At 71.2% G+C, this 22263-nt stretch carries 22 protein-coding genes; 12 read left to right on the forward strand and 10 right to left on the reverse strand.

All coding sequences use genetic code 11. The features are described 5' to 3' along the window. Positions 1-31: 31 nt before the first annotated feature. Entirely contained in the window at positions 32-1201 is a 1170-nt protein-coding gene (locus ACIBG7_RS01215) for an acetyl-CoA C-acetyltransferase (RefSeq protein WP_357917659.1), read from the reverse strand. 48 nt (positions 1202-1249) lie between these two features. Here ACIBG7_RS01215 and mce point away from each other — a divergent pair, with 48 nt between their 5' ends. From mce to ACIBG7_RS01235, 4 genes are all read left to right on the forward strand, one after another. After that, positions 1250-1663, forward strand: coding sequence for a methylmalonyl-CoA epimerase (gene mce, locus ACIBG7_RS01220; RefSeq protein WP_397334779.1), 414 nt, complete (start codon positions 1250-1252; stop codon positions 1661-1663). Between the two features lie 181 nt (positions 1664-1844). Beyond that, positions 1845-3161 (forward strand): DivIVA domain-containing protein, encoded by a 1317-nt coding sequence (locus tag ACIBG7_RS01225; RefSeq protein ID WP_397334780.1) that lies wholly within the window; start codon positions 1845-1847, stop codon positions 3159-3161. 237 nt (positions 3162-3398) lie between these two features. Continuing rightward, the gene (locus ACIBG7_RS01230; RefSeq protein WP_397334781.1) at positions 3399-5933 is read left to right on the forward strand and encodes a chitinase C-terminal domain-containing protein; all 2535 of its coding nucleotides are present in this window, start codon (positions 3399-3401) and stop codon (positions 5931-5933) included. A gap of 90 nt (positions 5934-6023) precedes the next feature. Continuing rightward, the gene (locus tag ACIBG7_RS01235) at positions 6024-7082 is read left to right on the forward strand and encodes an AI-2E family transporter (protein ID WP_357917647.1); all 1059 of its coding nucleotides are present in this window, start codon (positions 6024-6026) and stop codon (positions 7080-7082) included. Here the strand turns inward: ACIBG7_RS01235 and ACIBG7_RS01240 are convergent. From ACIBG7_RS01240 to ACIBG7_RS01260, 5 genes are all read right to left on the reverse strand, one after another. Then, positions 7042-7839, reverse strand: coding sequence for an alpha/beta fold hydrolase (locus tag ACIBG7_RS01240; protein ID WP_397334782.1), 798 nt, complete (start codon positions 7837-7839; stop codon positions 7042-7044). The genes ACIBG7_RS01235 and ACIBG7_RS01240 overlap by 41 nt on opposite strands. Before the next feature lie 62 nt (positions 7840-7901). Continuing rightward, positions 7902-8663 (reverse strand): SDR family NAD(P)-dependent oxidoreductase, encoded by a 762-nt coding sequence (locus ACIBG7_RS01245; protein WP_397334783.1) that lies wholly within the window; start codon positions 8661-8663, stop codon positions 7902-7904. Positions 8664-8674: 11 nt separating this feature from the next. Next, positions 8675-9382, reverse strand: coding sequence for an alpha/beta hydrolase (locus ACIBG7_RS01250; protein WP_397334784.1), 708 nt, complete (start codon positions 9380-9382; stop codon positions 8675-8677). Between the two features lie 13 nt (positions 9383-9395). Continuing rightward, the gene (locus tag ACIBG7_RS01255; protein ID WP_357917637.1) at positions 9396-9686 is read right to left on the reverse strand and encodes an ATP/GTP-binding protein; all 291 of its coding nucleotides are present in this window, start codon (positions 9684-9686) and stop codon (positions 9396-9398) included. Next, a complete protein-coding gene (locus ACIBG7_RS01260; RefSeq protein WP_397334786.1) occupies positions 9683-11092 on the reverse strand; it encodes a 3-hydroxyacyl-CoA dehydrogenase in 1410 nt (469 codons plus the stop codon). The genes ACIBG7_RS01255 and ACIBG7_RS01260 overlap by 4 nt, the downstream gene beginning before the upstream one ends. 61 nt (positions 11093-11153) lie before the next feature. Between ACIBG7_RS01260 and nucS the strand changes: the two genes are divergently transcribed. The 8 genes from nucS to ACIBG7_RS01300 all read left to right on the forward strand — a co-directional run bounded on the left by nucS (position 11154) and on the right by ACIBG7_RS01300 (position 18700). Continuing rightward, positions 11154-11816: an endonuclease NucS gene (gene nucS, locus ACIBG7_RS01265; protein WP_357917632.1), complete on the forward strand. Its 663-nt coding sequence runs from the start codon at positions 11154-11156 to the stop codon at positions 11814-11816. 87 nt (positions 11817-11903) lie between these two features. After that, complete coding sequence (locus ACIBG7_RS01270; protein WP_357917630.1) at positions 11904-12731, forward strand: ABC transporter ATP-binding protein; 828 nt, start codon at positions 11904-11906, stop codon at positions 12729-12731. Next, positions 12728-13531 (forward strand): ABC transporter permease, encoded by an 804-nt coding sequence (locus tag ACIBG7_RS01275; protein WP_397334787.1) that lies wholly within the window; start codon positions 12728-12730, stop codon positions 13529-13531. Before ACIBG7_RS01270 ends, ACIBG7_RS01275 begins: the two co-directional genes overlap by 4 nt. Then, the gene (locus ACIBG7_RS01280; protein WP_397334788.1) at positions 13489-14664 is read left to right on the forward strand and encodes a sensor histidine kinase; all 1176 of its coding nucleotides are present in this window, start codon (positions 13489-13491) and stop codon (positions 14662-14664) included. The genes ACIBG7_RS01275 and ACIBG7_RS01280 overlap by 43 nt, the downstream gene beginning before the upstream one ends. Further along, positions 14661-15281: a response regulator transcription factor gene (locus ACIBG7_RS01285; RefSeq protein ID WP_357917622.1), complete on the forward strand. Its 621-nt coding sequence runs from the start codon at positions 14661-14663 to the stop codon at positions 15279-15281. Before ACIBG7_RS01280 ends, ACIBG7_RS01285 begins: the two co-directional genes overlap by 4 nt. Before the next feature lie 33 nt (positions 15282-15314). After that, the gene (locus ACIBG7_RS01290) at positions 15315-16787 is read left to right on the forward strand and encodes an aldehyde dehydrogenase family protein (RefSeq protein ID WP_397334789.1); all 1473 of its coding nucleotides are present in this window, start codon (positions 15315-15317) and stop codon (positions 16785-16787) included. Positions 16788-16930: 143 nt separating this feature from the next. After that, positions 16931-17476, forward strand: coding sequence for a TetR/AcrR family transcriptional regulator (locus tag ACIBG7_RS01295; protein ID WP_357917615.1), 546 nt, complete (start codon positions 16931-16933; stop codon positions 17474-17476). Between the two features lie 129 nt (positions 17477-17605). Next, positions 17606-18700, forward strand: a complete 1095-nt coding sequence (locus tag ACIBG7_RS01300; RefSeq protein ID WP_397334790.1) for a hypothetical protein — start codon at positions 17606-17608, stop codon at positions 18698-18700. Positions 18701-18707: 7 nt separating this feature from the next. On the opposite strand, the gene ACIBG7_RS01305 is transcribed toward ACIBG7_RS01300, so the two are convergent. From ACIBG7_RS01305 to ACIBG7_RS01320, 4 genes are all read right to left on the reverse strand, one after another. After that, a complete protein-coding gene (locus ACIBG7_RS01305; RefSeq protein ID WP_357917609.1) occupies positions 18708-19025 on the reverse strand; it encodes an STAS domain-containing protein in 318 nt (105 codons plus the stop codon). An 85-nt stretch (positions 19026-19110) separates the two neighbouring features. Continuing rightward, a complete protein-coding gene (locus ACIBG7_RS01310) occupies positions 19111-20241 on the reverse strand; it encodes a sensor histidine kinase (protein ID WP_397334792.1) in 1131 nt (376 codons plus the stop codon). Continuing rightward, the gene (locus ACIBG7_RS01315) at positions 20242-21357 is read right to left on the reverse strand and encodes an ABC transporter permease (RefSeq protein WP_397334794.1); all 1116 of its coding nucleotides are present in this window, start codon (positions 21355-21357) and stop codon (positions 20242-20244) included. Continuing rightward, positions 21354-22235 (reverse strand): ABC transporter ATP-binding protein, encoded by an 882-nt coding sequence (locus ACIBG7_RS01320; RefSeq protein WP_397334795.1) that lies wholly within the window; start codon positions 22233-22235, stop codon positions 21354-21356. The genes ACIBG7_RS01315 and ACIBG7_RS01320 overlap by 4 nt, the downstream gene beginning before the upstream one ends. Positions 22236-22263: the final 28 nt, after the last annotated feature.

Raw genomic sequence — 22263 nt, forward strand, 5'->3', positions numbered from 1 at the left:
TCAATACGCCGGGCCGGACAAGCGGATCGGGTCAGGGCACGCGGATGATGAGCGCGTCGCCCTGGCCGCCGCCACCGCAGAGGCCGGCCGCGCCGAGCCCGCCGCCGCGCCGCTTGAGCTCGTGGGCGAGGGTGAGCACGATGCGAGCGCCGGAGACGCCGATCGGGTGACCCAGCGCGATGCCGCCGCCGTTGACGTTGACCTTGTCCAGGTCGACGCCGAGCTCCTTGGCCGACTGGAGCACCACGCTGGCGAACGCCTCGTTGATCTCGACCAGGTCGAGGTCGCCGGTGGTGAGCCCCTGCTTCGCCAGGGCGTGCTTGATGGCGTTGGCCGGCTGCGACTGCAGCGAGGCGTCCGGCCCGGCCACGTTGCCGTGCCGGCCGATCTCGGCGAGGTACGGCAGGCCGAGCTCCTCCGCCTTGGCCTTGGACATCACGACCACCGCGCAGGCGCCGTCGGAGATCTGCGAGGCCGAGCCGGCGGTGATGGTGCCGTCGGCGGCGAAGGCCGGGCGCAGCCGGGCGAGCGTCTCGGCGGTAGTGTCGGCGCGCACGCCCTCGTCGTCGGCGAACAGCCCCTTCTTGGGCACCTCGACCGGGACGATCTCGTCGGCGAACACGCCGTTCTTGATCGCGGCGGCGGCGAGCTGGTGGGAGCGGGCCGAGAAGGCGTCCTGCTCCTCGCGGCCGATGCCGAGACGGGTGTTGTGCCGCTCGGTGGACTCGCCCATCGCGCACTGGTCGAAGGCGCAGAACAGGCCGTCGTGCGCCATCGAGTCGAGCACCGTGGACGAGCCGTACTTGACGCCCTTGCGCAGGCCGGGCAGCAGGTGCGGGGCGTTGGTCATCGACTCCATGCCGCCGGCGACGACGATCTCGAACTCGCCGGCGCGGATGAGCTGGTCGGCCAGCGCGATGGCGTCGAGGCCGGACAGGCAGACCTTGTTGACGGTCAGGGACGGCACGGTCATCGGGATGCCGGCGTTGACCGCGGCCTGGCGGGAGGGGATCTGGCCGGCGCCCGCCTGGAGCACCTGGCCCATGATCACGTAGTCGACCTGCTCGGGCGCGACGCCCGAGCGCTCCAGGGCCGCCTTGATGGCGATCCCGCCCAGGTCCGTGCCGGAGAACCCGGACAGCGAACCCAGCAGCTTGCCGATCGGCGTGCGAGCTCCGGCGACGATGACGGAACCAGACATGGGGGCCTCCACTGGAACGAAGACGGCGTCGTTTGACACGATACCGACATGCTGCTGCGCATCGATCACGTCGGTATCGCCTGCCATGACCTGGAGGAGAAGATCAAGCTCTTCTCCGAGCTCTTCGAGCTGGAGGTCGTCACCCGCGAGGTGAACGAGGAGCAGGGTGTCAAGGAGGCCATGCTGCGGGTGGCCGGCGACTCCTACATCCAGCTCCTCGAACCGCTCAGCCCGGACTCGCCGGTGGGCAAGTTCCTCGCCAAGCGGGGCGAGGGGGTGCACCACGTCGCGTTCGGCGTCGGCGACGTCAAGCTCACCATGGACGAGATCGCGGCGAAGGGCGTCAGGCTCCTCGACAGCGCCCCCAGACACGGGACCATGGGGTCATCCATAGCGTTTCTGCACCCCAAGGACGTGGGAGGAATGCTGACGGAACTAGTCCAGTCCGCCAAACACAAATAACGTTCATAAGTAACGGGTAACGCAGATAGTCGGACGGGGCCTCTAAGCCGTCGACACCGGAGTACGCTGGCTTTCCACCGGACATGGAGCCTGGCCGCCGAGCCACCGGCTCCTGGCTCGGATGCCCCGAACCCCCCGTCCGGCACGTGTAGCCGTCTCGACAACCCAGGATCGAGCCTCCATGCAGTCCGACATCGACGCCCAGCTCAACAACTTCTTCGAGGATGCCCCCGCTCGCGAGTTCGACGTGGTGCTCCGGGGTTATGACCGGCACCAGGTTCACGATCACCTCAAGCAGCTCGACGGCGAGCTGCGGACGGCCCGCGAGCAGGTTGGCGCGCTCCAGCGCGATCTGTCCGACTCCCAGCGCCAGCTCCAGGAGCAGGAACGCCCGACGTACTCGGGCCTGGGCGCTCGTATAGAACAGCTGCTCCGCCTCGCCGAGGAACAGGCGACCGAGCTCGTGCAGGCGGCCCGGTCCGAGGCCAACGAGATCAAGGCCGCCGCCAAGGTCGAGGCGGCCGACCTTCGCGCCGCCGCCGAGAGCGAAGCCGCGTCGGTGCGCGCCCAGGCCTCCCGGGAGGCGGAGGACCTGCGCACGACGGCCGAGCGCGAAGCCGAGGAGACCCGCTCCACCGCCCGTCGTGAGGCCGACGAGCTGACCGCGATCACCGAGCGCGAGGTCGCCAAGCTGCGCGCCACCGCCGATCACGAGGTCGCCGAGAAGCGCGCCGACGCCGAGCGCGAGATCGCCAAGCTCCGCACCACCACCGAGCGCGAGGTCGCCCAGCTCCGCGCCTCGACCAAGCGTGAGCGCGACGAGGTCCTCACCACCGCCAAGCGGCAGGCCGACGAGATGCGCGCCCAGGCTCAGCGGGTGCTGGAGGAGTCGGAGGCCAAGCGGGCGCAGGACGAGGCCGAGTTCGAGATCCAGCTCGCCTCGCGCCGCGAGGAGGCCGAGCGCCAGGACGCCGAGCGCCACGCCACCGCCCAGGCCAACACCCAGAAGCTGGTGGCCGAGGCCGAGCAGCGGGCGGCGACCGCCGAGACCCGCGCCACCAAGGCGACCCAGCAGGCCGAGCAGACCCGTCGCGAGGCCGACGCGCACGCCAAGCAGATGGTCGCCAACGCCCGCAAGCAGTCGGAGCAGATCGCCTCCGAGGCCAAGTCGAGCGCCGACCACATCGTCACCGAGGCCAAGTCCGAGGCCGAGCGCATCCGCACCCAGATGCAGCGGCACGTCGACGACCTCACCCGCCAGCGCGACAGCATCACCAGCCACCTCGCGCAGCTCCGCCAGCTCCTCGGCGGCGCCTCGCTGCCGGGCATGGAGCCCGCGCCCGAGCCGCCCGTGGTCACCGCGGCCCCGCCGAAGCCGGCCATCGCCCCGGCCGCCGACAAGCCCGTCCCGGCCCAGCCGGTCGCGGCCAGCAACGGCGCCGCGGCCAAGGACGACGCCAAGTCGGCCGACGACGACGCGGAGTGGTGGCAGGAGTAACGCGGCCCCGTCTCTCGGGGAGTTGAACGACGGCTGAGCGAGCCCGGTGACCGGTCCAGGTCACCGGGCTCACTCGTTCGTCCCGCCGGCGGGCCCACGCTGAATTATTTGGAAACTTTCCTAAAAGAAAGGATTGACCAGCCAGGTGGAGGGCGCTTACGTTCGCGACAACAGCGCCATACACACCCCCCTGGACGGCGAGAAATGCCCAGCCCTGTTCGCTTATCCCTCTCGGCCGTGGCCGCTGCCCTGGCTCTGGCCGCCGCCAGCCTCGTGGGCACCGCGGCCGCCGCGGTCGACCACGAGACCTGCCGCCCCGACGGCCTCTACCGCACCGCCGGCGTCGACGTGCCCTACTGCTCGGTCTACGACGAGACCGGCCGCGAGAAGATGGGGGCCGACCACCCCCGCCGCGTGATCGGCTACTTCACCGGCTGGCGGCACGGCAAGGACGGCCGCCCCGCCTACCTGGCGAACAACATCCCCTGGTCGAAGATCACCCACATCAACTACGCCTTCGCGCACGTGGGACCGGACAACAAGATCTCGGTGGGCGCGGACAACGCCGACAACCCCGCCACCGGGATGACCTTCCCCGGCCAGGACCCGGCCCTGCCGTACAAGGGGCACTTCAACCTGCTCACCAAGCTCAAGGCGGCCAATCCGCACGCCAAGACGCTGATCAGCGTGGGCGGCTGGGCCGAGAGCGGCGGCTACTTCGACGCCGCGGGCAACCGGCAGGCCTCCGGCGGCTTCTACACGATGGCCGAGAGCCAGGCGTCGATCGACACCTTCGCCGACTCGGCGGTCGCCTTCATCCGCAAGTACGGCTTCAACGGCGTCGACATCGACTACGAGTACCCGACGAGCATGAAGGACGCGGGCAACCCGCTGGACTGGCAGATCGCCAACGCGCGCCGCGCCACGCTCATGGGCAACTACGTCAAGCTGATGAAGACCCTGCGCGAGAAGCTGGACCGCGCCTCGGCCGCCGACGGCAAGCACTACCTGCTGACCGTCGCCGCCCCCGCCAGCGGCTACCTGCTGCGCGGCATGGAGACCTTCCAGGTGACGCAGTACCTCGACTACGTCAACATCATGTCCTACGACCTGCACGGGGCGTGGAACGAGTTCGTCGGGCCCAACGCCGCGCTCTACGACGACGGCAAGGACGGCGAGCTGGCCAAGTGGGGCGTCTACACGACCTCGCAGTACGGCGGCATCGGCTACCTCAACACCGACTGGGCCTACCACTACTTCCGCGGCGCGCTCCCGCCCGGGAGGATCAACATCGGCGTGCCGTACTACACAAGAGGCTGGAAGAACGTCAACGGCGGCACCAACGGCCTGTGGGGCACCGCGATGGGCCAGCAGCCGTGCCCGACCGGGCTGCCGAGCTGCGGTGACGGCGCGGTCGGCATCGACAACGTCTGGCACGACCTGGACAACGGCAAGGAGACCCCGGGCGGCGGCAACCCGATGTGGCACGCCAAGAACCTGGAGAAGGGCATCCAGGGCTCCTACGTCCAGGCCTACGGCCTCGACCCGGCCAACGACCCGGCCGACCGGATCAGCGGCACCTACACCCGCCACTACGACTCGACGCTGACCGCGCCCTGGTTGTGGAACGCCAGCAAGCGGGTCTTCCTGTCCACCGAGGACGAGCAGTCCATCAAGGCCAAGGCCGAGTACGTGCGCGACAAGGGCCTCGGCGGCATGATGATCTGGGAGCTGGCCGGCGACTACCAGTGGAACGGCACCGAGTACACGATGGGCGAGACGCTGACCACGCTCGCGCACGAGACGCTCAAGACCGCCTCGCCGTACAACGCGACCCGCGCCAAGATCACCCTGCCCAGCGAGAAGCTCGACGTGACCATCATGCCGGGCGCCTTCCCGGTGGGTGACAGCAACTACCCGATCAACACCAAGCTGACCATCACCAACCGCTCGCAGGTCACCATCCCCGGCGGCGCGGAGTTCCAGTGGGACTACGCCTCCTCCTCGCCGAACAACGCCAAGGACCAGTCCGGCTTCGGGCTGACGGTGATCAAGAGCGAGCACACCGGGGCGAACAACATCGGCGGGCTGAAGGGCGACTTCAACCGGGTCTCGGTGAAGCTGCCGGGCTGGCAGTCGCTCGCGCCGGGCGCCTCGGCGACGCTCGACTACGTCTACTACCTGCCGGCGCCGAGCGTGGCCAACTTCACGCTCACCTTCGGCGGCAAGACCTACGGCCTGGTCCAGGACCTGGCCCGGGGCGGCACGGTCGTGACGCCGAGCCCCAGCCCGACCGTCACCGTCACGCCGACCGGCGGCACCTGCACCGACGCGGCGTGGGACGCGGGCAAGGTCTACAACGGCGGGCAGCGCGTCTCGCACAAGGGCCGCACCTGGGAGGCCCGCTGGTGGACGCAGAACAACGAGCCCGGCGTGGACGGCGTCTGGCGCGACCTCGGCTCCTGCGGCGGCGGCACCTCGAGCCCCAGCCCGACCGTCACCGCCAGCCCGAGCCCGACCGTGACGGTCAGCCCGACGGCGACCGCGAGCCCGAGCCCCACCGTGACCGCGAGCCCGAGCCCGACCGTCACGGTCAGCCCGAGCCCGAGCGTCACCCCGACCGGCCAGTTCCCCGCGTGGAAGGCGGGCACCGCCTACACGACCGGGACCAAGGTCTCCTACCAGGGCGTCACCTACCAGTGCCGCCAGCCGCACACCGCCATCACCGGCTGGGAGCCTCCCAACGTCCCCGCGCTTTGGCAGCGCCTCTGACCACGACGCCTCTCATCAACTGACCCAAGGAGAGCCTGGCGATTCGCTAGGCTCTCCTGTCGTTTGCCCCTTTAGTCCCAGGAGCCCCGCGTGTCCGAGCCGGAATCCCCCACGCCCGAGTACGGCCTGCCGGGCAAACCCCTGGCCCGGGGCCCGTTCCTGTTCGGGCTGATCGGCGGTCTGGGCGTGCTGACCGCGATCGCGCTGGCCCAGATGGTCATGCACTCGCTGAGCGTGATCATCCTGATCGTGGTCGCGATGTTCCTCGCGGTCGGCCTCAACCCCGCCGTCGAGGCGCTCCAGCGGCGCGGCCTGGCCAGGCGCTGGTCGATCACCGCGGTCTTCACCGGGGTGATCCTGCTGTTCGTGCTGTTCGGCGTGGCGATCGTGCCGCCGGTCAGCCGGGAGCTGTCCGCCTTCGTCACCGCGCTGCCCGGCTACTTCAACGAGCTGATGGCCAACGAGACGGTCCGCCAGCTCGACGCCGACTACCAGCTTCTCCCCCAGCTCGCCTCCTTCGTCACCGGCACGCTGGCCGGCGGCCTGGTCGGCGCGGGGCTGAACGTGCTGGGCGGCGCGTTCGACGGCATCACGCTGCTGGTGCTCATGCTGTACTTCCTCGGCTCCCTGCACTCCACCAAGGAGTACCTGCTCAAGCTGGTGCCCGCCTCGCGCCGGGCGCGCACCGAGTCGATCAGCGACCAGATCCTGGCCGGCATCGGCGGCTACGTGGCGGGCAACGTGCTCATCTCGCTGATCGCGGGCGTGGTGAGCTGGGCGTTCCTGTCCATCGCCGGCGTCAGGTACGCGCTCGCGCTCGCGCTGGTGGTCGCCGTGCTCGACCTCATCCCGCTGGTGGGCGCGACGATCGGCGCCCTGGTCGTGTCGGCCGTGGCGCTGCTGCAGTCGCTGCCGCTCGGCATCGCCTGCGCCGTGTTCTTCCTGATCTACCAGCAGATCGAGAACTACCTGATCTACCCGCGCGTGATGAAGCGCTCGGTCAACGTCACCCCGGCGGTCACCGTGATCGCCGCGCTGGTCGGCGGCGCGTTGCTCGGCATCGTCGGCGCGCTGCTGGCCATCCCGGTGGCCGCGGCGATCGCGCTGATCATCCGCGAGCTCGTGCACCCTCGGCAGGCAGCGATCTGACGAAGTCGGCCACCGCCGCGTTGAACGCCTCCGGCTGCTCGACCGCGCTGAGGTGGCCGGCCTTCTCGATGACCCGCAGGCGGGTGTCGCCGGCCGCGCGGGCCATCGCCTCGGCGTCGGCGGGCGGGGCCAGCTCGTCCTCGTCGCCGACGATGACCAGGGCCGGCGCCTTGAGCGCGGCGAGCGTCTCGAAGGAATCGGGCCGGGCGGCCATGGCCCGTTGCGCCCAGGCCACCGCCGCGGGCGGCGCGGAGCGCACGAGCTCGCGCACCCGGCCGTGCACCATCGCGCGGCGCTGCTTGGTGGTCGGGCCGACCAGGGCCGGGAGCACGTCGCTCAGCAGCACGTCGGTGCCGGTGGCGACCACCTCGCCGGCGATGCGCTCGCGGTTGGCGCGGGCCTGCTCGGTGTCGGGCGCGGCCTTGGTGTCGGCGAGGATCACGCCGAGCAGGCGGTCGGCGTGCCGGCGGCAGAAGGCCATCGTCACGTAACCGCCCATGGACAGACCGCCCACCACCGCCTGCTCGATGCCCTCGCGGTCGAGGAGCTCGGCGACGTCGTCGGCCATCAGGTCGAGGGAGGGCTCGTCGGCCGGTTCGAGCCTCGACCCGCCGAAGCCGCGCAGGTCCGGGGTCAGGACCCGGCAGGTGGCGGCCAGCCCTTCCCGCTGGGCCAGCCACATGGCGGAGGAGAGAGGGAAGGCGTGGAGGAGGACGACCGGCAGACCACTCCCCGCTGATCTCGTGTAGAGCTGCACGGATCACACCGTAACGTGCTCAGCGCGAGCCCACCTTTTCGTCATCTACCGAAATATCGGTATCAGGCGGTCGACAACCCGCCGTCAATCACCAGCACCTGGCCGGTCATGTAGCCGGAGGCGTCGGCGGCCAGGAAGAGCGCCGGGTGCGCCATCTCCTCGGCGGTCCCCCACCGGCGCATCGGCACCTGGCCGACGGTCCTGGCGCTGACCTCCTCGTCCTCCCACAGGTTGCGGTTGAGGTCGGTCGCCGTCCAGCCGGGGCACAGCGCGTTCACCCGGACGCCGGCCGCGCCCCACTCCACCGCGAGCGACTTGGTCAGCGAGATCAGCGCCGCCTTGGCCGCGCCGTACGGGGCCAGGAAGGGGGCCGAGCCCAGGCCGCCGACGGAGGCGACGTTGATCACCGAGCCGGAGCCGCGGCCCAGCAGGTGCGGGGCCACGGCGTGGCAGACGGCCATGGCCGAGTCGAGGTTGAGCCGCATGATCTTGTCCCAGCCGGACAGCCGCAGGTCCTTGAACTCGACCATGAAGTTCGAGCCGCCCGCGTTGTTGACCACGATGTCGAGGTGGCCCAGGCGGTCGATGCTCTGCCGTACGGCTTCCGCCGCGGCGTCGCGGTCGCTGAGGTCGGCGGGCAGGACGTGGGCCGTGCGGCCGAGCGCCTCGACCTCCTTGGCCACCTCCGCCAGCGATTCGGCCGAACGCGAGACCAGGGCGACATCGGCCCCCGCCTCCGCGTAGGCGACCGCGATGGCCCGGCCGATGCCGCGCGACGCGCCCGTGACGAGCGCCTTCTTCCCGGAAAGATCGAATGCCCGCATAGAACGAAATTCTAGTGAATCTCGGTCGGCAGCGGATAGGCCGCCGGGTTCACCCTTTTCACGATCTCGTCCAGGACGATCCGCACGTACGGCTCGCCCACCCACAGGTGCTTGGCCCCCTCGACCCCGATCACCTCGGCCTGTGGCACCCGCGCGAAGCGCCGCTCGGCCTCCTCGGGCCGCAGGTAGTCGTCGAACTCCGGCACCAGCGCGGCCAGCGGCCGCCCGAACCGCGCCCAGGCGTCGAGGTCGTCGTCGGTGGCGCGGTGCAGCGGCGGCGACAGCAGGATCGCGCCCTCGACCAGCGGGTCGTGCGCCCACTTCAGGGTCAGCTCGGTGCCGAACGACCAGCCCACCACCCACACGTGCGGCAGGTCGTTGAACTCGGCGTACTCCAGCGCCGCCGCCACGTCGAAGCGCTCGCCCTCGCCGCCGTCGAAGTGCCCGCCAGAGGTGCCGCGCTCGGAGGAGGTGCCGCGGGTGTTGAAGCGCAGCACCGCCAGGTCGGCCAGGGCGGGCAGCCGGTTGGCCGCCTTCTTGTAGACGTGGCTGTCCATGAAGCCGCCGTGCGTCGGCAGGGGGTGCAGCGTGACCAGCGTCGCGACCGGCGGCCGGTCGGCGGGCAGCGCCAGCTCGCCCACCAGCGTCAGGCCGTCGCCGGTGTGCAGCTCGATGTCCTCACGCCGGGCCGGCAGCACCGTGGCCGCTCGAATCTCCATCTGCAATGGCTCCTTAGTAACGGCTTCGGCCGGGGCCGCGGTCGAGGCGTTTGCGCCAGCACGCGGTGTGCCAGTGCCTGCGCTCCTCGTCCCCTCCCCGCCAGGCGGGCCAGGACACCAGGTGCGGCTTGCCCGGCCCGATCTCCTGGTCGCATCCGGGACAACGGTAGGCCTTGCCGGCCGAGGCGCCGGACAGGGGTCGCACCTTCCAGTCCCCGTCCGGCCACTCCTCCACGTGGTCGACGCCCGGGGGGCGGCCCAGCGGGCGCTCGTCGGCGCGGCGGCGGGCCTTGCGCGGGCTCATCGGCGCGGGAAGGCGGTCAGGCCGGCGGCGATCAGCTCCTCGAGCAGCGGCGCGGGGGCGTAGGCCGGCTCGCGGTACTCCGCGTGCAACTCGCGCAGCCCGTCGCGCACCCGCTCCAGACCGATCGACTCCAGCATCTCGAAGGGTCCGGCCGGGTAGCCGCAGCCCAGGCGCATGGCGGCGTCGATGTCCTCGATGCCGGCGTAGCCGCTGTCGTACATCCGCACCGCGTCGTTCAGGTACGGGTAGAGCAGCGCCTCGGCCACCAGACCCGCCCGCTGCCGGCACACCACCGGCGTACGGCCCAGCACCCGCATCAGGTCGGCGGCCCCCTCCGCGGTGGCGTGCAGGCTCGGCGCGACCTCGGCCACGCCCTCCCCCACCAGGTTGACCCGCACCTCCCGCTCGCCGGTCGCCGCCAGGCCCACGTGCAGCAGCACGTCGGGCTCGGCCGCCTGCTTGAAACCGGCCGCCTCCAGCCGCCCGGCGAGCTCGTCGTCGCCCACGACCCGGAAGGTCAGCGGCGTGCCCTTGGGCGGCGCCTGCGCCGGCGCCTCCTCCGGCCCGTAGAAGCCGTGCCCGCTCTTGCGCCCGAGCCGGCCCGCCGCGACCAGCTCCCGCAGCCCGGGGGCGGGCGCGTGCCGCCGGTCCCGGGTCTCGTCGTAGAGCACCTCCATCACCTCGTAGGAGGTGTCGAGGCCGATCAGGTCGAGCAGCGCGAACGGCCCCATCGGCAGCCCGGCGCCGTGGCGCATCACGGTGTCGATGCCGTCCCGGGTGGCCACGCCCTGCTCCAGCAGGAGGGCCGCGTGGTTGAGGTAGGGCAGCAGCAGCCGGTTGACCACGAACCCGGCGCGGTCGCCCACCACCACGGGCGTCTTGCCCAGCCGCCGGGCCAGCTCGGCCATCTCCTCGGCGACGCCGGGCTCGGTGACGACCGTCCTGACCACCTCGACCAGCCGCATCACCGGCGCGGGGTTGAAGAAGTGCAGCCCCACCACGCGGCCGGGCCGTCCGGTCGAGGCGGCGATCTTGGTCACCGGCAGCGAGGAGGTGTTGGTGGCGAGGATCGCCTCCGGCTTGCAGATGCGGTCGAGGTCGTCGAACAGGGCGCTCTTGAACGCCATCACCTCGGGGATGGCCTCGACCACCAGGTCCGCCCCGGCCAGCTCGGCCCGGTCGGTGGTCAGCCGCACCCGGCCCAGGATCGCCTCGCGCTCGTCGGGGGCCAGCTTGCCCCGCTCGACCGCGCGGCCCAGCGACCGCTCCAGATGCCCGCGTCCGCGGCTCAGCGCCGCCTCGTCGGCCTCCACGCCCACGACGTCGAGCCCGGCTCGCGCGAACACCTCCGCGATGCCCGCGCCCATCGTGCCGAGTCCGACCACTCCTACCGATTCCACCGCCATGTGTCCAGTTTTCCAGAGTCCCCGGAGTGGCCTGCTCCGATCCTCGGTAAGGTTGGCGTTCATGCGGCTGGTCATCGCGCGGTGCAGCGTGGATTACATCGGACGGCTCACGGCTCACCTGCCGATGGCGCCTCGCCTGATCCTGCTCAAGGCGGACGGGAGCGTCTCGATCCATGCCGACGACCGCGCCTTCAAGCCGCTCAACTGGATGAACCCGCCGTGCAAGCTCGCCGAGGGCGACGGCACCTGGACGGTCACCCACGGCAAGACCGGCGAGAAGCTAGTGCTGACGATGGAGGAGATCCTCCACGACTCCTCGCACGAGCTGGGCGTCGACCCCGGGCTGATCAAGGACGGCGTCGAGGCGCACCTGCAGGAACTGCTGGCCGAGCACATCACCACGCTGGGCGAGGGCTGGAGCCTGATCCGCCGCGAGTACATGACCGCCATCGGCCCGGTGGACATCCTCTGCCGCGACGCGCTCGGGGCCACCGTCGCCATCGAGATCAAGCGCCGCGGCGAGATCGACGGCGTCGAGCAGCTCACCCGCTACCTGGAGCTGCTCAACCGCGATCCGCTGCTGGCCCCGGTCCGCGGCGTCTTCGCCGCCCAGGAGATCAAGCCGCAGGCCCGCGTGCTGGCCGCCGACCGCGGCATCGACTGCGTCACCCTCGACTACGCCGCCCTGCGCGGCATCGAGCCGGAGAACCCCACCCTCTTCTGACCGACGGCCGGGTCCTCCGAACGGAGGACCCCCTCGGTCCATCCGTCGATGGTGCCGCGCCGAAGCTGCCGAGAGCACGCTTGAGGCATGGAGACAGCGGTGCGAGTGAAGGGCCTGACCAGGAGTTACGGTCAGGTCAGAGCGGTCAGGGGCGTCGACTTCGAGATCCGCAGGGGCGAGATCTTCGCCCTGCTCGGCCCGAACGGCGCGGGCAAGTCCACCACGGTGGAGATCCTGGAGGGCCACCGGTCGCGCGACGGCGGCGAGGTGAGCGTGCTGGGCGTGGACCCCCGGCAGGCGACCAGGCGGTGGCGCAGCAGGCTGGGCATCGTCCTGCAGAACTCGGTGGACGTGCCCGAGGCGACGGTGCGCGAGGTGGTACGGCACTTCGCGACCTACTACCCCAACCCGAACGACCCCGACCGGGTGATCGAGCAGGTCGGGCTGGCCGAGCAGGCCGACCGGCGCATCCGCCAGCTCTCCGGCGGCCAGCGCAGGCGGGTGGACGTGGCGCTCGGCGTGGTGGGCAACCCCGAGCTGCTCTTCCTGGACGAGCCGACCACCGGCTTCGACCCTGAGGCTCGCCGTACCTTCTGGGAGCTCATCCGGAGCCTGGAGCACACCACGATCCTGCTCACCACGCACTACCTGGAGGAGGCCGAGGCGCTGGCCGACCGGGTGGCGGTGATCGCGGCCGGTCGGGTCGTGGCCGAGGGGCACCCGCGCACGCTCGGCGGCCGGGCGTCGGCCAAGGCCACGGTGAGCTGGGCGGACGGCATCGAGGAGACCGACATGCCGGCGAAGACGGTGGTGCGGTTGATGGAGCGGTACGGCGGCGAGGTCCCCGAGCTCCGGGTGACCAGGCCGACCCTGGAGGACACCTACCTGCGGCTGATCGAGGAGAACGCGTCATGACCGAGACCACCCTGCCCGGTTTCGCCCGCCTCGGCCTGGTGCGGGCCGGCTACGAGCTGAAGCAGTTCTTCCGCGAGCGGGAGCAGGTCATCTTCGTCTTCTCCCTGCCCGTGGTGCTGCTCATGCTGTTCGGCTCGGTCTTCGAGGGCGAGTGGGACGGCACCGGCGTGACCGTCGCCGAGGTGTACACCGCCGGGATGATCGGCGCGGGCGTGCTCGCGGTCAGCTTCCAGAACCTCGGCATCTCGATCGCGATGGAACGGGAGGACGGCACGCTGAAGCGGCTGGCCGGCACTCCGATGCCGCCCGCCTCCTACTTCCTGGGCAAGATCCTCAGCGTCCTGGTGATGGGCGTGTGCGAGCTCGTCCTGCTGCTCACCGTGGCGGTGCTGCTCTACGGGCTCGAACTGCCCTCCGACTGGCTGACCCTCGGCTGGGTGCTCACCCTCGGCCTGGCGGCCGGCTGCCTGCTCGGCATCGCGATCAGCAGCCTGCCGCGCTCGGCGCGCAGCGCCTCGGCGGTGGTCACGCTGCCCTTCCTGGTGCTGCAGTTCATCTCCGGAGTGTTCATCCCCTTCACCGAGCTGCCCGCCTGGCTGGTCAACGTGTCCTCGATCTTCCCGCTCAAGTGGATGTGCCAGGGCGTGCGCTCGGTGATCCTCGGGCCGGGCGGCCAGTCGCTGGAGATGACCGGTTCGTACGAACTGGGGCGGGTGGCTCTGGTGCTGGGCGCCTGGGTCGTCGGAGGATTGGTGCTGTGCCTGATCACCTTCCGCTGGAAGAGCAGGCGGGACGGATGAGCTCCGCCGGACCGCACGCGTGGGAGCGGCTGTGGGGCTGGGAGGTGCTGCTCGCCTTCTCCTTGGTCCTGCCCTCGGGGTACGTGCTGCTCTCCGACCGGCCGCAGAGTGAGCAGCTCGTGGTGGCCGGCTGCCTGCTGGCCATCCTCCCGCTCTACGCGTTCGTGGGCCGGCCGGCGATCGTCTCGGAGAACCTCCCGCGCAGCGTCGTCTACCTGGTGCTCATGACGGTGCTGTTCGCCCCGCCCGCGCTGCTGCTGTCCGCCTCGACGTTCGCGCTGTTCGGCCTGTGCCCGCAGTTCTTCATCGCGCTACCGGCCCGCCGGGCGGTGATCGGGCCGGTGGTGCTGGCCACGATGCCGATGCTGCAGCGGCTGGGCCAGGACGAGCCGCTGGAGGCGTGGTTCGACCTGCTGGTGATCCTGACCACCGTGATCGTCTTCTCCAGCGTCTTCGGGGTCTGGGTGGAGCGCATCAGGGACCAGAGCCGCGAGCGGGCCGAGCTCATCGCGGAGCTGGAGTCGAGCCGGGCGGAGGTGGCCCGGCTGTCGGCCGAGGCGGGGGCGCGCGGCGAGCGCGAGCGGCTGGCCGGGGAGATCCACGACACCTTGGCGCAGGGGTTCAGCAGCATCATCATGTTGCTGCAGGCGCCCGATCCGCGGCGGAACGTGCCGCTTGCCGTACAGACCGCGAGAGAGAACCTCGCCGAGGCGCGAGCGCTGGTCGCGGCGCTCGCGCCCGCGCCGCTCGACTCCTCCACGCTGCTGGAGTCGATGCGGCGGATCACCGCCCGAACCGGTGAGGAGACCGGCGCGGACACCGCGTTCGCGACCGAGGGCGAGACGCGGGCGCTGCCGCCGGGGGCGGAGGTCGTGCTCATCCGGGCGTTGCAGGAGGGGCTGGCCAACGTGCGCAAGCACGCCGGCGCCGGGCGGGTCCGGGTCACCCTCGGGTACGGCACGCGCGAGGTGGCCCTGACGGTGACCGACGACGGGCGGGGGTTCGACCCGGCGCTCGCCGAGGGATATGGTCTGCGGGCCATGCGCGGCCGGGTGGAGCAGGTGGGCGGTTCGGTGGAGGTCGCCAGCACGCCGGGCCGCGGGACGAGGCTCACCGTGGAGGTGCCCGCATGACGGTCCGGCTGCTCATCGTCGACGACCACCCCGTGGTACGGCAGGGCCTGCGCGGCATGCTGGAGCCGGAGCCGGGCCTGGAGGTGGTCGGCGAGGCGGGCTCCGGCGACGAGGCGGTGGTCCGTGCGGCCGAGTACGACCCGGACGTCATCCTGATGGACCTGCGGATGCCCGGCGGCGACGGGGTGAGCGCGATCGGTCGCATCCTGGCCGGCGGCGGCCGGGCCCGGATCATCGTGCTGACCACCTACGAGACCGACCAGGACATCGTGCGCGCGGTCGAGGCGGGCGCGGCGGGCTACCTGCTCAAGGACACCAGCCGCGCCGACCTGCTGGCGGCCATCGGCTCGGCGGTGCGGGGCGAGACGGTGCTGTCGCCGTCGGTGGCGACGCGGCTGGTCAGCCGGATGCGCGCCCCGGTGACCGAGTCGCTGACGCCGCGCGAGGCGGAGGTGCTGAGGCTGGTGGCCCGGGGCCTGACCAACGCCGACATCGGCCGCGAGCTGTTCATCAGCGAGACCACGGTCAAGACGCATCTGCTGCGGGTCTTCGGCAAGCTCGGCGTCTCCGACAGGACGGCCGCGGTCACGACGGCCATGGACCGAGGGTTGCTCTAGTAAGCACTGAGTTACCGGACTATCGTGACATTCATGACGACCATCACCTTCGACTCGCTCAACCCGGCCACCGGCCAGGTCGTGGGCAGCCACCCGAAGCAGGACGCCGAGGCCGTGCACGAGGCGGTCGGCCGGGCCGTGACGGCGGCCGAGTGGTGGGCCGGACTCGGCCACGCCGAGCGCCGCCGCCGGCTGCTCGACTTCAAGGCGGTCGTCACCCGCAACCTGCGCGAGCTGGCCGCGCTCGTGCACGAGGAGACCGGCAAGCCGACCGGCGACGCGACGCTGGAGATCGTGCTGGCCATCACGCACATCGACTGGGCCGCCCGGCACGCGCCCAAGGTGCTCGGCCCGCGCCGCGTCTCCACCGGCATGATCGGCCTCAACATGGCCGCGACGCTCGAATACCTGCCGCTCGGCGTGGTCGGCGTCATCGGCCCGTGGAACTACCCGGTCTTCACCCCGACGGGCTCGATCGCCTACGCCCTGGCCGCGGGCAACGCGGTCGTCTTCAAGCCCAGCGAGCTCACCCCCGGCGTGGGCGTGCGGCTGGCCGAGCTCTTCCGCGAGTCGGTGCCCGAGCACCCGGTCCTGCAGACCGTCACCGGCCTGGGCGAGACCGGCGCGGCCCTGGCCGGCGACCCCCGGGTGGGCAAGATCGCCTTCACCGGCTCCTACGCCACGGCCAAGCGCGTGATGGCCGCCTGCGCGGAGAACCTGACCCCGATCGTGGCCGAGTGCGGCGGCAAGGACGCCTTCATCGTCGACGCCGACGCCGACCTGGAGGCGGCGGCCGACGCCTGCGTGTGGGGCGCGATGTCCAACGCCGGGCAGACCTGCGTCGGCGTCGAGCGGGCCTACGTGGTCGACGCCGTCTACGAGCCGTTCATGAAGCTGCTGACCGCCAAGGCCGCCGGGCTCAAGGCGGGCCGCGAGTACGGGCCGATCACGATGCCCGGCCAGCTCGACATCATCAAGCGGCACATCGACGACGCGGCCAAGAGCGGCCGGGCGGTCGTCGGCGGCCCCGAGTCGGTGCACGCCCCCTACGTGGAGCCGGTCGTCGTCGAGGAGGTGCCCGAGGACTCCCCCGCCGTGCGCGAGGAGACCTTCGGCCCGACGATCACCGTGCGCCGCACCCGCGACGCCGACGAGGCGCTGGAGCTGGCCAACGCCTCGGCGTACGGCCTGGCCGGGACGATCTTCTCCGGCGACCGGCGGCGCGCGATGGCGCTGGCCCGGCGGATGCGCAGCGGGATGACCTCGATCAACTCGGTGATCTCCTTCGCCGCGATCCCCACGCTGCCCTTCGGCGGGGTCGGCGAGTCGGGCTTCGGCCGCATCCACGGCGCGGACGGCCTGCGGGAGTTCGCCCGGCCGAAGGCCATCTCACGGCAGCGCTTCCGGATGCCGGGGATGAACCTGACCTCCTTCGCGCGGGGCGAGGCGGAAGTGGAGCGGTTGATCCGCCTTGTCACGTTCCTCCACGGCCGCCGCAAAAGGTGATCTGTCCGGTCTTTCCCAAATAAGATCATCCGTCCATAATTGTGGGTTCTGGGGGCTCACGATCATTCGGACGAGGTGCAATGAACCGGTCTTACCGGGGAATGTCGGCTGAGCAAAGGCTGGCCGACAGACGGGAGCGGCTGATGACAGCCGCATACACGCTCTATGCCAGGCCTGGTTTCGCGGCCACGACCATCGAGCGGCTGTGCTCGGAGGCGCGGATCTCCAACCGCGCCTTCTACGAGTGTTTCGGGGGCCGCGAGGAACTGCTCCGCGCCATACACGAGCGGTGTATGGAGGAAAGCCTGGAGGCCGTGTCCAAAGCGTTACAGGATGCGGCCCCGACAATGGACGCCCGAATAAAGGCCGGAATACGGGCCTATATCGAGTTCACAACGGCGGATCCGCGCCGCGCCCGCATCATGCACCTGGAAGTTCGCAGGTCAGGGGACATCCTGAGCGGCGCCCGGCAACGGGCGGTCGAGGCGTTCGCCAGGTTGATAGAGGACGAGACGAGCCAGTATTCGGTCCCGCACCGGCATCTGCTCGCGCTGGCGATGGTCGGGGCACTCCAGGAGCTACTCATCGAATGGGTGCTGGCAGAGCCGGCGCCCGCGGTGGAGGAACTCGTCGAGGTCGCCATCCACATCTTCTGCAGGTCATTCCAGGCTCCTGATTACGGAGTGTGATTACATGACGGAGTGACTCGGGGGACAATCACACCGCTAATCGGCATCTCACTTCTTCTACCCGCGGTGTCCTGCGGTCAAGTCACCGCGGATCCCCTCACCGACCGGCTCGGAATCACGAGCCGTTCGGTGATTACCGAGAATGCGCCCGCGACCCGAACTCCGGCGCCGCCGTCCGCGACGCCGGGACCCGTCTCCCGGGCCGGGCGCTCCTGGTGTCCGGAGACCGGGGGCTCCACCGCGGTCTTCGACCGGTGCCGGCTGCGGCCCGGCGAGCGCCCGCCGCAGTTCGTGGTCATCTCCTTCGACGGCGCCGGCGTCGACGACCAGGGCTGGTTCCCCGTCTTCCGGGAAACGGCCCGCCGGACCGGCGCGCACCTGACCTTCTTCCTGTCCGGGGTGTACCTGCTGCCCGCCGGCCGCCGCGAGCTCTACCGGCCGCCGGGACGGCCGCGCGGCAGCTCCGACATCGGCTTCCAGCGGCCCGGCCGCATCGAGGAGCAGGCCGCCGAGCTCACCGCCGCCTACCGGGCCGGCCACGAGGTCGGCACCCACTTCAACGGCCACTTCTGCGGCGCCACCGGCGTCAAGAGCTGGTCGGCCGCCGACTGGCGCAGCGAGATCGAGCAGTTCTACTCGATGGTCGAGAACTGGCGGGCCAACTCCGGCCACACCGGCCGGCCCGACCTGCCCTTCCGCATCCGCGACGTGGTCAAGGGCGGGCGCACGCCCTGCCTGGAGGGCGACCGGGAGGCGATGTTCAAGGCCTTCCGCGCCTACGGCTGGCGCTACGACGCCTCCGGCACCGGCCGGGTGAACTGGCCGCGGCGGCGGGCCGGGCTGTGGCAGTACCCGCTGCCGAGCATCACCGTGCCGAGCACCGGCAAGAGCGTGCTGGGCATGGACTACAACTTCTTCGCCGTCCACAGCGGCGCCCGCACCGGGCAACCGCACCTGTGGAACCGCTGGGAGCGGCAGACCACCCAGGCCTACCTGCACGCCGTCGAGCACGCGCGGCGCACCGACCGGGCGCCGGTCTTCATCGGCAACCACTTCGAGAGCTGGAACGGCGGCATCTACATGCGGGCGCTCATCACGCTCATGGAACGAGCCTGCGTGCGGGAGGGGGTGAAGTGCGTCTCCTTCGAGCAGCTCACCGACTGGCTGGAGGCGCAGAGCCCGCAGACCCTGGCCAGGCTGAACGGCCGGCCCGAGGACCGCTGAGCCGCTCTCAGGCCACCTTGGCGCGCGGCGCCTCGACGCGGAGCACCCGGTTCAGCCGGGTCACCGCCAGCACCCGCATGATCCTCGGCGGCACGTTGCGGAGCACGAGGTGACGATGCGCGCCCTGGGCGCGCCGATGCGTGCCGACGAGCACTCCCAGCCCGGTGGCGTCGATCATCTCCAGCTCGGACAGATCGACGACGAGATCACCGTCCCCGGAGTCGACCGCCTCGTGCAACCGCGGCCGCACCCCCGCGACGGTCCCCGCGTCGAGCCGTGACCCAACCAGGACCACCTGGGCCTCCGGAATCCTCCTGACGCGCATGCCACCTCCTTGACCAGGCCGCTCATCACTGCAGGGAGTCGTGCATGGCCCGCTTCGGAGACCTACCCCGGTCGGCGAGGGCTATTCATGGCCCCTCCCGGAGCGGCACCCGCGCGGTGAGCACGAACCAGCCCCCGTCCGGTTCGGCCTTCACCGTCCCGCCCAGCGGTTCGAGCCGCTCGGCCATCCCCCGCAGGCCGCTGCCCAGGTCCTCGGCGGGCTTGCGGGAGACGCCGTTGTTGCGCACCTCCAGCACCGCCTCGTCCACGCTGAAGCGCAGCGTGATCGAGCACCGGGTGGCCTCGCTGTGCTTGAGCACGTTGGTCGCCGCCTCCCGCACCGCGTAGGCGAAGACGGGCGCCACCCGCTCCGGCAGTTCCCGGTACGGCAGGCGCAACTCGCAGGCCACCCCCGCCGCCTCCAGCACCCCGCGCACGCCGTGCAGCTCGGAGGTGAGGTCGAGCTCGCGATAGCCCCGGACCGCCTCGCGCAGTTCCTTCAGCGCCTGCCGGGTGAGCTGGTGCACCTCCGACAGCTCGTCGCCCGCCTCGGGCCGGCCGGCTCGCGACAGCCGTACCGCGAGCTCGGTCTTGACCGCGATGGCCGAGAGCTGGTGGCCCACCAGGTCGTGCAGGTCGCGGGCGAAGCGCAGGCGCTCCTCGGCCACGGCGAGCTGGGCCTTGGCCTCCTGGCCCTCGTGCGCCTGGACGGCGAGGGTCCAGATCCAGATCCAGACCCGGTTGCCGATCGGCAGCGAGACGCACATGATCAGGGACCACACCATCATCCCCACGTACCCGAACCCGCCGGCCCCCGGGCTCGGCAGGAACCACGCCAGCACCGCCGAGACGGCGAAGGCGCCGGCGACCAGGGCGATGGCGGTGCGCTTGGTGACGCCGACGGCGGCCAGCGAGACCCAGGCCAGGAGCAGGAAGCCGAACCCGAACGGCTCGCCGCCGCCCAGCACCGTGCCCGCCACCGCCACCGCCCCCGAGGCGACCACCTCGCGCACCGGGTAGCGGCGCTCGACCATGGCCCGGGTGATCCGCAACCCGAGCCAGGTGAACGCCGCGACGGCGATCAACGCGGGCACCACGCGCCACCAGTCGATCCGCTCGCGGGCCAGCATGCTGACGGCCACGATCAACCAGATCAGCCAGACTCCCGCGTTGAGCATCCGGCCGGTGGTGCGCTGCGCCCGCGCGATCGGGTCCATCTACCGCTCGCGCAGCACGCTGAGCAGGTTGACCCGCGCGCCGGTGCGGGTCACGGCCCGCTCGTAGACGCGGGAGCCGAGCGCGGCCATGGCGGCCACGGCGAGGACCATGAAGGCCATCGACAGGCCGACCTCCCAGAACGGCACGGTCGTGGCGGCCATCCGGACCGGCATCACCATCGACGACAGCGGCGGGATCATCGAGACGATGGTCGCCAGCGTCGAGGTCGGGTCGCCGGCGGCGTAGAAGGAGAAGCCGTAGGTGATCATGATGGTCATCATCATCGGGCCGAGCACGTTCTGGACCTCCTCCTGCCGGGAGACCAGCGAGCCCAGCGAGGCGGCGAAGGTGGCGAAGAAGGCGTAGCCCAGCACGAACCAGACCAGCACGCCGGCGATGACCCCCGGCATGCCCGGCGGGAAGTCGGCGGCGAAGCCCGAGGCGACCGCCGCGCCGAGGCCGACCACCAGCACGACCGCCATGTTGATCAGGCCGACCAGTCCCATGCCCAGCACCTTGCCGGTCAGCAGTTGCCAGGGGCGCAGCGAGGCGAGCAGGATCTCCACGATCCGGCTGCCCTTCTCCTCGACCACGCCCATCGCCACCGCGGTGGCGGACTGGATGACCAGGCCGAACAGCACGATCACGAAGAGGAAGGCGATGCCCATGCGGGCGCCCTGGTAGCGCGTGTCGGCGCCGACCGACTCCACCGCCAGCGGCGGGACGTTCACCCCGGCGGCACCCAGCTTGGTCTCGCGGTTGACGCTCTGCAGCATCACGCCGAGCTTGCTGTCGACCTCGCCGTCGCTGAGGATCTTGTTGTCGTCGACCAGCGCCACGTCCACGTCGCCGTCCAGCACGGCCTTGGTGGCGGCGGCGCGGTCGGGGAAGGTCACCCAGTCCCACTTGGCGTCCGGCACGGCCTGGGCCATCGGGAGCTGCTTGGAGTTGACCAGGCCGATCTTGTACTCGTCGGGCCCGCCGAGCAGCGTCGGGGCGAAGGCCGCCGCGCCGACCAGCAGGGCGGTGATGAACAGGCCGATCTTGAAGGCGCGGGCCCGCAGGGTGAGGGTCACCTCGCGCTTGGCGACCAGCCACACGGTGGTCAGGCTCATGCCACGGCCTCCTTGAAGATCTCGGTGAGCGAGCGGCGCTCGACGCCGAAGTGCTCGACCCGGCCCGCCTTCATGGCGCGGCGCAGGACTTCCTGGTCGTCGCCGCCCGCCGCGACGAGCAACGTCTCGCGGTCGCCGTCGGCGCTGAGCCGGCCCTCCAGGCCGTCGGCCCAGCCGGGGGCGGCGCCGCGCACCACGACCCGCAGCGCCGAACCGGCCGCGTTGCGCAGCTCCTCGACCGGGCCGGTGGCCACCATGCGCCCGGCCGAGACGATGCCGACCGAGTCGCACAGCCGCTCGACCAGTTCGAGCTGGTGGCTGGAGAAGATCACCGGGACGCCGCCCCTGGCGCGGGCCTGCAGCACCGTCACCAGGGCGTCCACCGCGATCGGGTCGAGCCCGGAGAAGGGCTCGTCCAGGATCAGCACCTCGGGGTCGTGCACCAGCGCGACCGCGAGCTGCACCCGCTGCTGGTTGCCGAGCGAGAGCTTCTCCACCTCGTCGCCGCGCCGCTCGGTCAGGCCCAGGCGCTCGATCAGGTCGTCGGAGGCCTTGCGCGCCTCGGCGACGCTGAGGCCGTGCAGCCGGCCGAAGTACTCGATCTGCTCGGCGACCTTCATCTTCTGGTAGAGGCCGCGCTCCTCCGGCATGTAGCCGATGCGCTTGCGTACCTCGGCGTCCAGCACCCGCCCGTGCCAGGCGACCTGGCCCGCGTCGGCCTGCAGCACGCCCATCACGATCCGCATGGTGGTGGTCTTGCCCGCTCCGTTGGCGCCCACGAAGCCGTACATCTCACCCGGGCGCACTTCGAAGCCCACGCCGTCGAGCGCGACCTTCCCACCCGGGAACTGCTTGCGCAGTCCGGTTATCTCCAGCATCCGTCCTCATCCTCAGTCGTCTGTCGGG

This window comes from Nonomuraea sp. NPDC050328 (assembly GCF_044459405.1).
Lineage (GTDB): Bacteria > Actinomycetota > Actinomycetes > Streptosporangiales > Streptosporangiaceae > Nonomuraea.

Coding starts and splice junctions, on each gene's coding strand:
- mce (WP_397334779.1), top strand. CDS start 1,250: ATGCTGCTGCGCATCGATCACGTCGGTATCGCCTGCCATGACCTGGAG.
- ACIBG7_RS01320 (WP_397334795.1), bottom strand. CDS start 22,235: ATGCTGGAGATAACCGGACTGCGCAAGCAGTTCCCGGGTGGGAAGGTC.
- ACIBG7_RS01295 (WP_357917615.1), top strand. CDS start 16,931: ATGACAGCCGCATACACGCTCTATGCCAGGCCTGGTTTCGCGGCCACG.
- ACIBG7_RS01290 (WP_397334789.1), top strand. CDS start 15,315: ATGACGACCATCACCTTCGACTCGCTCAACCCGGCCACCGGCCAGGTC.
- ACIBG7_RS01275 (WP_397334787.1), top strand. CDS start 12,728: ATGACCGAGACCACCCTGCCCGGTTTCGCCCGCCTCGGCCTGGTGCGG.
- nucS (WP_357917632.1), top strand. CDS start 11,154: ATGCGGCTGGTCATCGCGCGGTGCAGCGTGGATTACATCGGACGGCTC.
- ACIBG7_RS01215 (WP_357917659.1), bottom strand. CDS start 1,201: ATGTCTGGTTCCGTCATCGTCGCCGGAGCTCGCACGCCGATCGGCAAG.
- ACIBG7_RS01315 (WP_397334794.1), bottom strand. CDS start 21,357: ATGAGCCTGACCACCGTGTGGCTGGTCGCCAAGCGCGAGGTGACCCTC.
- ACIBG7_RS01285 (WP_357917622.1), top strand. CDS start 14,661: ATGACGGTCCGGCTGCTCATCGTCGACGACCACCCCGTGGTACGGCAG.
- ACIBG7_RS01225 (WP_397334780.1), top strand. CDS start 1,845: ATGCAGTCCGACATCGACGCCCAGCTCAACAACTTCTTCGAGGATGCC.
- ACIBG7_RS01270 (WP_357917630.1), top strand. CDS start 11,904: ATGGAGACAGCGGTGCGAGTGAAGGGCCTGACCAGGAGTTACGGTCAG.
- ACIBG7_RS01245 (WP_397334783.1), bottom strand. CDS start 8,663: ATGCGGGCATTCGATCTTTCCGGGAAGAAGGCGCTCGTCACGGGCGCG.
- ACIBG7_RS01310 (WP_397334792.1), bottom strand. CDS start 20,241: ATGGACCCGATCGCGCGGGCGCAGCGCACCACCGGCCGGATGCTCAAC.
- ACIBG7_RS01305 (WP_357917609.1), bottom strand. CDS start 19,025: ATGCGCGTCAGGAGGATTCCGGAGGCCCAGGTGGTCCTGGTTGGGTCA.
- ACIBG7_RS01260 (WP_397334786.1), bottom strand. CDS start 11,092: ATGGCGGTGGAATCGGTAGGAGTGGTCGGACTCGGCACGATGGGCGCG.
- ACIBG7_RS01250 (WP_397334784.1), bottom strand. CDS start 9,382: ATGGAGATTCGAGCGGCCACGGTGCTGCCGGCCCGGCGTGAGGACATC.
- ACIBG7_RS01255 (WP_357917637.1), bottom strand. CDS start 9,686: ATGAGCCCGCGCAAGGCCCGCCGCCGCGCCGACGAGCGCCCGCTGGGC.